This is a genomic window from Streptomyces sp. S465 (assembly GCF_026898115.1).
Lineage (GTDB): Bacteria > Actinomycetota > Actinomycetes > Streptomycetales > Streptomycetaceae > Streptomyces > Streptomyces luomodiensis.
In genome coordinates, this window is record NZ_CP114036.1 from 1,474,420 (window position 1) to 1,486,008 (window position 11,589).

The window sequence follows — 11,589 nt, forward strand, 5'->3', positions numbered from 1 at the left end:
GTCACCCACTGGATCGCGGAGCGGAGCCCAGATGCACGCCCACCCGCTTGACCAGCAGCGTCATCTCGTATGCTATCTGGCCCACATCGGAGTCGGCATCGGCCAGGACGGCCAGACAGCTGCCGTCGCCCGCCGCGGTGACGAACAGGAAGGCGTCGTCGAGTTCGACGATGGTCTGACGGACCCGGCCGACCTCGAAGTGGCGGCCGACGCCCTTGGCGAGGCTGTGGAAACCGGAGGCCACGGCGGCCAGGTGTTCACCGTCCTCCCGGGACAGATCGCGGGAGCCGCCGGTGGGCAGGCCGTCCCCGGAGAGCACCAGCGCCTTGCGGATGCTGCCCACTCGTCCGACCAGTTCGTCGAGCAGCCAGTTCAGTTCGCCCGACGCGTTGGGCGAGTCGTTGCGTGCTGCGGCATTCGATGCGGTCATCGACCGTCCCCCTCAGGTGTCGTTCCCTGACTTACGTCCGCACCGCCGGATCCGGTGGCCGACTGCCCCCGACCGCGCTGCCATCCCCGTTGCAGTGCGGCCATGGTGGCCCTCGCCTGCTCGGCATCGCGCTCGGGATCGGTCTCGGCAGGAGGTCGGTCCGCCTCCTCCGAAGGTGCGGGGTCGTTCTTCAACTGCGGGGCCAGGCTGGCCTGCCGTACCCGCTTGGGGAGACCGGAGGCCGCCCGCTGGGTGGGCACCGGACGCTGTTCCGGCCCCCCTCCCGCGCGCCGCGGGCCCCGCGGACCCTGGGCCTGGTCCCGGCCCTGAGCCCGCGCCTGGTCCCGGCCCTGGCCGTCGGGACGCTCGGCCCAGGACGGCTGCCCCGGGCCCTGCGGACGGGCGTGCCGTCCGCCGGATGTGCCCTCGACCGGCCGGCCGTGGTCGGCGACCAGGACCGGCGGGACGCGGCGGGGCAGCGGCGCGGGGCCGCCGCCCGGTGCGGGAACCGGGCCGTCCGCGGCCTGCTGGTGCTGCTCCACGGTGGACGGCACCGGCCCGGTGCGCCCGGACCGACGGCCCTTCAGGCCGCGCGCCCGGAAGATTCCGCCCACTTCCTCGTCCTCGTCGGGGTCGTCGTGGCCCTCGTGCGCCGAGGACACCGGAGCTGCCGTCAGGGACGCCGCCGGTGCGGCCGGGGCGGACTCTACGACGGGCCCGAGCCGGACGTCGCCCACACCGCGCCGCGGGGTGTCGATATAACGGCCGCCGGTGTCGGGGTCGTCGGTGTCCCTCCGGACGTCTTCCTCGGTGAGCAGGGTGGCGGGGATGAGCACGATGGCCGTGGTGCCGCCGTACGGCGAGGGCTGGAGCGAGACCCGCACTCCCTGCCGCTGGGCGAGCCGGCTGACCACGAACAGTCCGAGCCGGTCGGTGTCGGACAGCTGGAACTCGGGGGTCTCGGCGAGCCGGAGATTGGCCTCCAGCAGCGCGTCGGGCGTCATACCGAGGCCGCGGTCGTGGATCTCCAGCGTGAAGCCCTTGGCGACCCGCTCACCGTGCACATGGACGGCGGTGTGCGGCGGTGAGAAGACGGTGGCGTTCTCCAGCAGTTCGGCGACGAGGTGGGTGAGGTCGCCGACGGCCGGGCCGACCACCGCGATCCGCGGCAGCCGGCGGACCTCGATCCGCTCGTAGTCCTCCACCTCGGCGACGGCGGCCCGCACCACGTCCATCAGCTGGATCGGCTTGCGCCACTGCCGGGAGGGGGCCGCGCCGGAGAGGATAACCAGGCCCTCGGCGTGCCGCCGCATACGGGTGGTCATATGGTCCAGGCGGAACAGGTCGGCCAGCTCGTCGGTGTCCTCGGTGCGCCGCTCCATGGTGTCGAGGAGGGTGAGCTGACGGTGCAGCAGCACCTGGCTGCGGCGGGCGAGGTTGACGAAGACGTCGGAGACGCCCTGGCGGAGCTCGGCCTGTTTGACCGCGGCCTCGACGGCGGCCCGCTGGAGGGTGTTGAGAGCCTGGCCCACCTGGCCCATCTCATCGGGGCCGTAGTCCAGCCGGGGCGCCTCGGTCTCCACGTCGACCTGCTCGCCCGCGCCGAGGCGGCGCATCACGCTCGGCAGCCGGACGCTGGCGACCTCCTGGGCGTCCTTGCGCAGCCGGGACAGGTCGCGGACCAGGCTGCGGCCGATCCGGAACGAGACGAAGACGGAGACGACGAGGGCCACCAGGCCGAGGATTCCGGCGATGCCCGCCTTGAGCATCACGGCGTCGGCCACCGGGTCGATGCGCTTCTGGAGCCGGTCGGTGGCCTCTTCGCCGAGCCGGTCGTAGTCGTTGAGGACGGGGTGGGCCGCGGCCTCCCAGTGCTCCTGGTCCAGGGCCCGGATGGCGGTGTCGGGGTCCATCGCGGAGAAGAGCTTGCCCTCGGCCACGCGCAGGGCGGCGGGGGCGGCGTTGGTGCGCCGGTAGTCGGCGAAGATCTTCTGCTCGGAGTCCGGCAGGATCGGCAGATTGACCTCGTAGAGCAGGGTGCGCTCGGCGACCAGGTCGGACATCGCCTTGAGGTCCGCCATCGTCATCCTGCGCGCCGTCAGCGCCGAGGCGAACAGCGCGTCCTCGCGGGAGAGCGCCTCCCGGGCGCGGATCATGGCGACCAGCGCACGGCCCTGTTTGTCGAGATCGGTGTCGGGCACCGCGTGCAGGGAGCTGCGGAAGGTGTAACAGAGATCGACAAGCTTGTTGTAATACTCATATGCTTGCGCGGACGAGATCCCCTCGTCCTCGACCTTGCGCCGCAGACTGTCCAGACCGTCGGCGGCCTTGAGGATGTTGTCGAGCTGTTCCTCGGAGTCGCCGTTCATCTTGCCGTGTATATCGCCGTCCGACTCGGCGGCCCGTAGTTTGTCGATGGCCTGGTCGGTCTTGCGTTGCAGGGAGTGGAGCACGGGCAGGGCGTCCGACTGCCGCGGATCGGCGAGCAGGATGAGTGTCTGCCGGCGTTCGTCCTGTACGGCGTGCACCGCGACCTCGGCCGGCTGACCGGCCTTGTCGATGATGTCGGAGGCGTTCAGCAGTTGCATCGCCTCCCGACCGGTGATCACCGTGGCGAAGGCCCAGATCGCCGTCAGTGACACGAGCGGCACCAGCAACAGCGCCACGATCTTCCTGCGGATGGACTTACCGCGAAAGCGCATGGCCTCCCCAACGTCGACCCCGAATCCGGGGGGCGGTGTTCCGAGTTCCGACAACGAGCGGCGTGAGCCTACTACTGCCAGTTGTACGTATCGAAGGCTTGTCCACTTGATGCAGGGAGTTCCTTACACTCCGTGATCATGAGTTGTCGGGTGATTCCCCGACTTACCCCCCGGCCGCTCGGTGCTCTTCCGCCGGTTCTTGTCCGCCGCCGCACGGCCGCGGTTGGCTGGTTTTCCCCTCCCCGGGGGAACCCCCGGTCGGTGCCATTCGTGATCCAGAGGGGCACACTGGGGGGAACATACAAACCCAAGTCCCGTTATCTGACGCGGTGGCACCGGGGGCAGCCGCGGGAAGGGGTGGGAGCGTCATGGACGCGATGGACAAGGATCGCGACATCCCGGCGCACGGGACCCGGCCGCTGTGGACCGAGGAGCCGGCGCGCAGGCGGCGGCTGCCCGATCCGGTGCGTGCGGCGGCCGTGCGGGCGGTCATCATCGTCGCCGTGACGCTGGTCCTGACGATGGTCGCGACGCTGTGCACGCTGGCGGGCTCATGGTCCGCCCTGCCCGCCGTGCTCGCCACGGTGGCGAGCGTGGTGGTGGCGACCTGGGGTGTGCTGGACGTGTGGGTGACCCGGCAGGTCTGGCGCCAGCGTTACGGGGTGGTGTCCCGGCCCAGCAGCACCGCCCGGGAGGTGCGCCGGCAGCGCCGGCGGGCCGGTGAGACGGAAGCGGTCACCTCCCGGCCGGCTGCGGAGCGCGGGCCAGCTCGCGGCGCAGCCGCGTGAAGGGCCGGGGCCGGTCGATGCCGAGGGCGGCGGTGGGCATCCCGTCACGTTCGTAGACGGCGAGGAAGCCGCCGCCGTCGGCCGGGTCCCCCTCGAGGACGCGGACCGTGTCGCCGGGCGCCCGCCGCCCGGCGTACTGGATGCGCGCGCCGTACTGGTCGGACCAGAAGCAGGGGAGCGCCTCGAAGGGTTCGACGGTGGACCCGGCGAGCAGATTGCGGGCGGCAACGGCGCCTTGCAGCATCCCGCTGGTCCAGTGCTCGGCCCGCACGGTGCGCGCGGTGCCCGGCTCGGCCAGCCGGGCCACGTCCCCGACGGCCACCACGTTGGGCAGCGCGGTGACACAGCCCTGGTCGCAGCGCACCCCGTCGTCCAGCGCCAGACCGGAGCCTTCCAGCCACCCGGTGGCCGGACGCACCCCGACGCCGACGACCACCACATCGGCGGGCAGCACCCGTCCATCGGCCAGCTCCACACCGGTGACCCGGCCGCCGCCGCGCAGACCGGCGACGCCGGCGCCGCACAGCAGGGTGACCCCGCCCCGCGCGTGCAGCGCGGCGCACACCCGGGCCATCTCCTCGCCCAGTTGGGGCACCAGCGGCAGCGGCGCGGCCTCCACGACGGTGACGTCGAGCCCGAGGGCGGCGCAGGAGGAGGCGACCTCGGCGCCGATGAAGCCCGCACCGATCACGACCACCTGTGCGGCACCCGCGCGCAGCGCGGCGCGGAGCCGGATGGCGTCGTCGAGGGTGCGCAGGGTGTGCACTCCGGCCGGGTGCGGGAAGGGCAGCGTTCTGGGTGTGGCCCCGGTGGCGATGACGACGCCGTCGGTGCGCAGCGTGCGGCCGCCCGCGAGGCGGACCTCCCCGGCCGCGGTGTCCAGTGCCTCGGCCCGGACGCCGAGCAGCCACTCGGCGTCCAGTTCGGCCTCCTCCTCGGGGTCGGTCAGGGCGAGGCGGCCCGGCCCCTCGCCCGGGTCGCCGTCCCCGGTCGGGAACTCCCCGGTCAGGAACTCCTTGGACAGCGGCGGGCGGTCGTAGGGACGGTGGCGCTCCTCCCCGACGATCACCAGCCGCCCGTCGTATCCCTGGGAGCGCAGGCCCCGCGCCGCGTGCAGCCCCGCGAGGGAGGCCCCGACCACGGTGACCGTGGCGACCGTCGTCATGCCACGGCTTCTTCCGGTGCCGTGCGCGCGGGCTCGCCGGGAACGGTGTGCGCCGCGGGGTGGACATACAGCATTCCGTCCACGACCGTGACTGCGTGGGTCCGTACGGGCTGACGCGCGGGCAGGCAGGTCGGCTCGCCGGAGCGCAGATCGAACAGCGCGGCGTGCAGCGGGCATTCGACGTAACAGCCCTCCAGCCACCCTTCGGACAGGGAGGCGTCCTGGTGGCTACAGGTGTCATCGATGGCGTAGTACGCGCCGTCGGTGTGGAACACCGCGATCGCCGCGGTGGCGTCGCCGGCCTCGACCCGCACCGACTCACCTTCCGGCAGGTCCTCGATACGGCAGACGGGAATCATTGGCCCCCCTCACGTTGATCGGTATCATGCGTTGTGGATAGTGCACTGAAATGCGTGATGCGCAACAGAATCCAGATCGCGAAGGCAGCCGTCAAGAGTTCCCCGGACCGAGGGGCCCCACGCGAAGCCGCCGGATGGTGAGATCAGAACCATGACGAACACGACCGAGGAACGGGCCGAGGAGAAGCGGGGGGCCGCCGGGGCAGTGCAGTCGGTGGACAGGGCGGTCAGCGTCCTGGAGATCCTCGCCAGGCTCGGCGAGGCCGGAGTGACCGAGATCGCCGACGAGTTGGGGGTCCACAAGTCGACCGCCTTCAGGCTGCTCGGCGTGCTGGAGAACCGCGGACTGGTCGGGCAGGAGCGGGACCGGGGGAAGTACTACCTCGGCGCCGGGGTGCTCAGACTCGCGGGCGCCGCCGCCATCCGCCTGGACATCTCGCAGGAGGGCGCACCGGTGTGCCGGGCGCTGGCCGACGAGACCGGCGAGACGGCCAACATCGCCGTACTGGACGGGGACGCGGCGGTCAACATCATGCAGGCGCGCGGCGCCGCGGCGGTGACCGCCTTCAACTGGCTGGGGCGGCGCACCGCGCTGCACGCCACCGCGAGCGGCAAGGTGCTGCTCGCACATCTGCCGGGCGAACGCCGGGAGCGCCTGGTGACGCGGAAGCTGCCGCGCTTCACCGAGCACACCATCACCACCTCCGCCGAGCTGCGGCAGCAGCTGGAGACGGCGGCCGAGCGCGGTTTCGCCTACTCCTGCGAGGAGTTGGAGATCGGGCTGAACGCGGTGGCGGCGCCGGTGCGCGGCCACGACGGCGCGGTCCTGGGCGCGATCGGCGTCTCGGGCCCGGCGTACCGGATGGCGCGGAGCCGGCTGCCCGATCTGGCCGAGTACGCCATGAAGACCGCCGAGGAGCTGTCCCGCCGGATGGGCTTCCCCGGCTGACCACCGCACCACCCCACCCACCCGACGAGGGGGCCGGAGCCGTCCGGCCCCCTCGTCGCCGTTTCGGACGGCTGTGCGGCGGCCGGGTGACCGATACGAAACCCCCAGTCAGCGCGGCTTTACAGGCGGTTTACGCGCACCCCTTGACCGCATGGGGCGGCGACTTTCAGGATGTCTCTCATCGCGCAACACACCGCGCTATGCGCAACTGGGGGGTAACCGGCGGCCGTTGGCGCGGCCTCCGCCCCGCCCTCCTCCATCACGGCACTCATGCCGGCTCCCGTGCACCGTCCCCGCGCTCGCAGGAGAACAGAGGAGTGAGCCATGCCGCAAGAAGCCCGCGCCGTCGTCGCGGTCAAAAAGGGCGCCCCCGTGGAGGTGCTGTCCGTCCTCGTGCCCGACCCCGGCCCCGGTGAGGTGCTGGTGGGCGTTCAGGCGTGCGGGGTGTGCCACACCGACCTGCACTACCGGGACGGCGCGATCGGTGACGCGTTCCCGTATCTGCTCGGGCATGAGGCGGCCGGCATCGTCGAGGCCGTGGGCCCCGGCGTCACCGGGCTCGCCCTCGGTGACTACGTGGTCCTGGCCTGGCGGGCGCCGTGCGGCGGCTGCCGCTCCTGCCGCCGGGGCCGCCCGTGGTACTGCTTCGACAGCCTGAACGCCGCCCAGCCGATGACGCTCACCGACGGCACCCCGCTCAACGCGGCCCTGGGCATCGGCGCGTTCACCGAGAAGACGCTGGTCGCGGCGGGACAGGCGGTGAAGATCGACCCCTCGGCCCGCCCCGAGGCGGCGGGTCTGATCGGCTGCGGGGTGATGGCCGGTTACGGCGCGGCCGTGCACACCGGCGGGGTGTCCAACGGCGACACGGTCGCGGTCATCGGCTGCGGCGGCGTCGGCAACGCCGCGATCGCCGGGGCCGCGCTGTCCGGGGCGCGCCGGGTGATCGCCGTGGACATCGACGACGCCAAGCTGGACGCGGCGACCCGCTTCGGCGCCACCGACACCGTCAACTCCCGGGGTACGGACCCGGTCGAGGCGGTGCGGGAGCTGACCGGGGGCTTCGGCGCGAACGTGGTCATCGACGCGGTGGGCCGCCCCGAGACCTACCTCCAGGGCTTCTACATGCGCGATCTGGCCGGGGTGCTGGTGCAGGTCGGGGTGCCGGACCCGGAGATGCGCGTCGATCTGCCACTGATCGATCTGTTCTCGCGGGGCGGGGCGCTCAAGTCGTCCTGGTACGGCGACTGCCTGCCCAGCCGTGACTTCCCGGTCCTGGTCGACCTCCACCTCAGCCGCAAGCTCGATCTGGAGGCGTTCATCAGCGAGACGATCACGCTGGACGGGGTCGAGGCCGCGTTCGCCAGGATGCGGCGCGGCGAGGTGCTGCGGTCGGTGGTGGTGTTGCTGTGAGGGAGCACTACGGCGCTGTGGCCCGTGATGCCCGTGTCGTGATCGTCGGTGCCGGGATCGTCGGCTGTTCCCTCGCCGATGAGCTGACCGTCCGTGGCTGGAGCGATGTCACCGTCCTGGAGCAGGGCCCGCTGTTCGCCCCCGGCGGCTCCACCTCGCACGCCCCCGGCCTGGTCTTCCAGACCAGCCCCTCCAAGACCCTCACCGACTTCGCCCGGTACACCGTGGAGAAGTTCTCCGCCCTCGAGGTGGAGGGGCGCTCCTGCTTCAACCCGGTGGGCGGTCTGGAGATCGCCACCAGCCAGGAGCGCTGGGCCGATCTGCACCGCAAGGCCGGTCTGGCCACCTCCTGGGGCGTACGGGGCGAGCTGCTCGGCCCGGCCCGGTGCGCCGAGCTGTGGCCGCTGCTGGACCCGGACCGGATCCTCGGCGGCTTCCACACCCCGGACGACGGGCTCGCCCGTGCGCTGCCGGCGTGCCGCGCCCAAAGCGAGCGGGCCGCCGCCCGCGGCGCCCGTTTCCTGGACCGGCACACCGTCACCGCCATCGAGCGGGAGGGCGGCCGGGTCACCGCCGTCGTCACCGACCGGGGCACCTTCCCCGCCGACGTCGTGGTCTCCGCGGCCGGGTTCTGGGGCCCGCTGATCGGCGCGATGGCCGGGGTCCCCGTTCCGCTACAGCCGCTGGCCCACCAGTACGCCCTGACCGCGCCGCTGCCCGAACTCGCGGGGGCCAACGGCCCCCGCACCGAGGCGAGCCGGCCGATCCTGCGCTTCCAGGACCGCGACCTCTACTACCGCGAGCACACCGACCGGATCGGCATCGGCAGCTACGCCCACCGCCCGCTCCCCGTCGACCCGGCACGGCTGCCCGCGTACGACGACGCCCCGGTGATGCCGTCCTCGCTGCCGTTCACCGCGGAGGACTTCGCCCCCAGCTGGGAGGAGAGTGTCGGGCTGCTCCCGGCGCTCGGCGCGAGCCGGGTGGAGGAGGGCTTCAACGGGGTCTTCTCCTTCACCCCCGACGGTATGCCGGTCCTCGGCGAGTCCCGCGAGGTGCGCGGCTTCTGGCTGGCCGAGGCGGTGTGGGTGACCCACTCCGCCGGGGTGGCCCGTGCGGTGGCCGAGTGGATGACGGACGGGCGGCCGGGCATGGACGTCCATGCCTGCGATCTGTACCGCTTCGAGGAGGTCCAGCGGTCCCCCGCCTATGTCGCCGAGCGGGGACAGCGGAACTTCATCGAGGTCTACGACATCATCCATCCGCTGCAACCCATGGAGCAGCCCCGTCCGCTGCGGGTCAGCCCCTTCCACGTCCGGCAGCGGGAGCTGGGCGGCTACTTCCTGGAGGCGGCGGGCTGGGAGCGGCCGCACTGGTACGAGGCGAACGCCCCGCTCGCCGAGGCCCTCGACCTGCCCCCGCGCGACCCCTGGTCGGCCCGCTACTGGTCGCCGATCGCCGCCGCCGAGGCCAGGGCCACCCGGGAGCGGGTCGCGCTGTACGACATGACCCCGCTCAAGCGACTGGAGGTCACCGGGCCCGGCGCACTCGGCTTCCTCCAGCGCATGACCACCAATCAGCTCGCCAGGAAACCGGGCGCGGTCACCTACACGCTGATGCTGGACGAGGGCGGGGGCATCCGCAGCGATCTGACCGTCGCCCGGCTCTCGGAGCACCACTTCCAGGTCGGCGCCAACGGCGAACCGGACCTGGACTGGCTGCTGCGCCATGCGCCCGATGACGTGCGGATCGCCGACATCACCCCCGGCACCTGCTGTATCGGCGTCTGGGGTCCGCTCGCCCGGGACCTGGTCCAGCCGCTGACCCGCGACGACTTCTCGGCCGAGGCGTTCGGCTACTTCAAGGTCAGGCGGACCTACCTCGGCCATGTCCCGGTGACCGCGATGCGGCTGTCCTACGTCGGCGAACTCGGCTGGGAGCTGTACACCACCGCCGATATGGGTTTGCGGCTGTGGGACACGCTGTGGGAGGCGGGCCGGCGCCACGGCGTGATCGCCGCCGGGCGCTCGGCCTTGGGCAGCCTGCGGCTGGAGAAGGGCTATCGCGCCTGGGGCCATGACATGACCACCGAGCACGATCCCTACGAGGCCGGGGTCGGCTTCGCCGTCCGGATGGACAAGGGCGACTTCATCGGGCGTGCGGCGCTCGAGGGCCGGGGCGAGGAGACGGTGGCGCGCAGGCTGACCTGTCTCACCCTGGACGACCCGGCCGCGATCGTCCTGGGCAAGGAGCCGGTGTACGCCGATGGTGTCGCGGCCGGCTATGTGACCAGCGCGTCCTACGGCTACACCATCGGCCGGACCGTCGCCTACGCCTGGCTGCCCGCCGCGATCGCCGTGCCCGGCACCGCCGTCCACATCGAGTACTTCGGCGAGAAGGTCCCCGCGACCGTCGCCGCCGAGCCCCTCTTCGACCCGCGCATGGAGCGTATCCGCCGCTGACGCGAGCGCACGCCCTCGAGCTCTTCGACCCCCGCCGGCCGACCGCCGCGCCCCTTGAGGAGATTCCCATGACTGTGGCCCCCGAGTCCCCCGCCGCCACGACCCCCAGTCTGCTCACCACGCTCCCCGGCCGCTGGTACACCGCTCCCGGGGTCTTCCGGCGGGAGCAGCGGCACCTGTTCGAGGCCATGTGGTTCTGCGCGGTGCGGGCGGCCGAGCTGGACCGGCCGGGTGCGTTCCGTACCGTGCCGGTCGGCCGGGAGAGCGTGCTGATCACCCGCAACCGCGGTGGCGAGCTGCGGGCGTTCCTCAACATCTGCCGTCACCGCGGCGCCCGGCTGTGCACCGAGGAGTCCGGTGTGGTGCGGCGTTCCCTCCAGTGTCCGTACCACGCCTGGACCTACGACCTGGACGGCAGGCTCACCGCCGCCCCCAACCTGCGGAAGATGCCCGATATCGACCGGACCGAGCGCGGTCTGATCCCGGTACGGCTTCGCGAATGGCTGGGATATGTCTGGGTCTGCCTGGCCGAGGAGCCACCGTCGTTCGAGGAGACGGTCGTCGGGGCGGTGGCCGAACGGCTCGGCGACGCGGAGTCGGTGGAGCGCTACGGGGTGGCGGGGCTGGCGCTGGGCCGCCGGATCTCCTATGACGTCCGGGCCAACTGGAAGCTGATCGTCGAGAACTTCATGGAGTGCTACCACTGCGCGACCATCCATCCCGAGCTCACCGAGGTACTGCCGGAGTTCGCGGACGGTCTCGCGGCGCAGTACTTCGTCGGGCACGGCGCCGAGTTCGCCGAGGACGCCCGGGGGTTCACGGTGGACGGCAGCGAAGGGTTCGGCCGGTTCGCGGGGATCGCCGAGGAGCAGGACCGCCGCTACTACGCGATCACCGTACGGCCGCAGGTCTTCGTCAACCTGGTGCCCGACCACGTGATCATCCACCGGATGTTCCCGCTCGCCCCCGATCACACCGTGATCGAATGCGACTGGCTCTACGCTCCCGAAGTGGTGGTGTCGGAGCGGGATCTGTCGAAGTCGGTGGAGCTGTTCCACCGGGTCAACGTCCAGGACTTCGACGCCTGTGAGCGCACCCAGCCCGCGATGGACTCCCGCGCCTACCGCGCCGGCGGGGTGCTCGTCCCCAGCGAACACCACATCGGCGCCTTCCACCGATGGGTGACCGACCACGTCCCGGCTCCGGAAACGGAGGAATGCCCGTGACGGAGCTCTTCACCGGCGCGTCGGGGCCGTGCCGCGAAGGCGCGCGCTGCGCCATTCGGGTGACCTCGGGTCAGGAACATTGCCCGCCTCCCACC

At 72.1% G+C, this 11,589-nt stretch carries 9 protein-coding genes; 5 read left to right on the forward strand and 4 right to left on the reverse strand.

Annotated elements, in window-relative coordinates; all coding sequences use genetic code 11:
- Position 1 precedes the first annotated feature (1 nt).
- Complete coding sequence (locus N6H00_RS06260) at positions 2 to 430, reverse strand: roadblock/LC7 domain-containing protein (protein ID WP_268970563.1); 429 nt, start codon at positions 428 to 430, stop codon at positions 2 to 4.
- Positions 427 to 3,132, reverse strand: coding sequence for a sensor histidine kinase (locus tag N6H00_RS06265; protein ID WP_268970564.1), 2,706 nt, complete (start codon positions 3,130 to 3,132; stop codon positions 427 to 429). Before N6H00_RS06265 ends, N6H00_RS06260 begins: the two co-directional genes overlap by 4 nt.
- Before the next feature lie 368 nt (positions 3,133 to 3,500).
- Here N6H00_RS06265 and N6H00_RS06270 point away from each other — a divergent pair, with 368 nt between their 5' ends.
- Positions 3,501 to 3,920, forward strand: coding sequence for a hypothetical protein (locus tag N6H00_RS06270; protein ID WP_268970565.1), 420 nt, complete (start codon positions 3,501 to 3,503; stop codon positions 3,918 to 3,920).
- Here the strand turns inward: N6H00_RS06270 and N6H00_RS06275 are convergent.
- On the reverse strand, positions 3,868 to 5,085 hold the full coding sequence (locus N6H00_RS06275; protein WP_268970566.1) for an NAD(P)/FAD-dependent oxidoreductase: 1,218 nt from the start codon (positions 5,083 to 5,085) through the stop codon (positions 3,868 to 3,870). The two genes, N6H00_RS06270 and N6H00_RS06275, sit on opposite strands and share 53 nt — an antisense overlap.
- Positions 5,082 to 5,444, reverse strand: a complete 363-nt coding sequence (locus tag N6H00_RS06280; protein WP_268970567.1) for a bifunctional 3-phenylpropionate/cinnamic acid dioxygenase ferredoxin subunit — start codon at positions 5,442 to 5,444, stop codon at positions 5,082 to 5,084. Before N6H00_RS06280 ends, N6H00_RS06275 begins: the two co-directional genes overlap by 4 nt.
- A 151-nt stretch (positions 5,445 to 5,595) precedes the next feature.
- Here N6H00_RS06280 and N6H00_RS06285 point away from each other — a divergent pair, with 151 nt between their 5' ends.
- From N6H00_RS06285 to N6H00_RS06300, 4 genes are all read left to right on the forward strand, one after another.
- Positions 5,596 to 6,393 carry an IclR family transcriptional regulator gene (locus N6H00_RS06285; RefSeq protein WP_268970568.1) on the forward strand — a complete coding sequence of 266 codons (798 nt, stop codon included), beginning with the start codon at positions 5,596 to 5,598 and terminating at the stop codon, positions 6,391 to 6,393.
- A 324-nt stretch (positions 6,394 to 6,717) separates the two neighbouring features.
- Positions 6,718 to 7,806, forward strand: a complete 1,089-nt coding sequence (locus tag N6H00_RS06290) for an S-(hydroxymethyl)mycothiol dehydrogenase (protein WP_268970569.1) — start codon at positions 6,718 to 6,720, stop codon at positions 7,804 to 7,806.
- Positions 7,803 to 10,268, forward strand: a complete 2,466-nt coding sequence (locus tag N6H00_RS06295) for a GcvT family protein (protein ID WP_268970570.1) — start codon at positions 7,803 to 7,805, stop codon at positions 10,266 to 10,268. Before N6H00_RS06290 ends, N6H00_RS06295 begins: the two co-directional genes overlap by 4 nt.
- Positions 10,269 to 10,336: 68 nt before the next feature.
- Entirely contained in the window at positions 10,337 to 11,494 is a 1,158-nt protein-coding gene (locus N6H00_RS06300; RefSeq protein ID WP_268970571.1) for an aromatic ring-hydroxylating oxygenase subunit alpha, read from the forward strand.
- Positions 11,495 to 11,589 lie beyond the last annotated feature (95 nt).

Bases quoted from the DNA above. Each gene is read 5' to 3' on its own strand.
- N6H00_RS06285 (WP_268970568.1), top strand. From the start codon at position 5,596: ATGACGAACACGACCGAGGAACGGGCCGAGGAGAAGCGGGGGGCCGCC.
- N6H00_RS06265 (WP_268970564.1), bottom strand. From the start codon at position 3,132: ATGCGCTTTCGCGGTAAGTCCATCCGCAGGAAGATCGTGGCGCTGTTG.
- N6H00_RS06275 (WP_268970566.1), bottom strand. From the start codon at position 5,085: ATGACGACGGTCGCCACGGTCACCGTGGTCGGGGCCTCCCTCGCGGGG.
- N6H00_RS06260 (WP_268970563.1), bottom strand. From the start codon at position 430: ATGACCGCATCGAATGCCGCAGCACGCAACGACTCGCCCAACGCGTCG.
- N6H00_RS06280 (WP_268970567.1), bottom strand. From the start codon at position 5,444: ATGATTCCCGTCTGCCGTATCGAGGACCTGCCGGAAGGTGAGTCGGTG.
- N6H00_RS06270 (WP_268970565.1), top strand. From the start codon at position 3,501: ATGGACGCGATGGACAAGGATCGCGACATCCCGGCGCACGGGACCCGG.
- N6H00_RS06300 (WP_268970571.1), top strand. From the start codon at position 10,337: ATGACTGTGGCCCCCGAGTCCCCCGCCGCCACGACCCCCAGTCTGCTC.
- N6H00_RS06290 (WP_268970569.1), top strand. From the start codon at position 6,718: ATGCCGCAAGAAGCCCGCGCCGTCGTCGCGGTCAAAAAGGGCGCCCCC.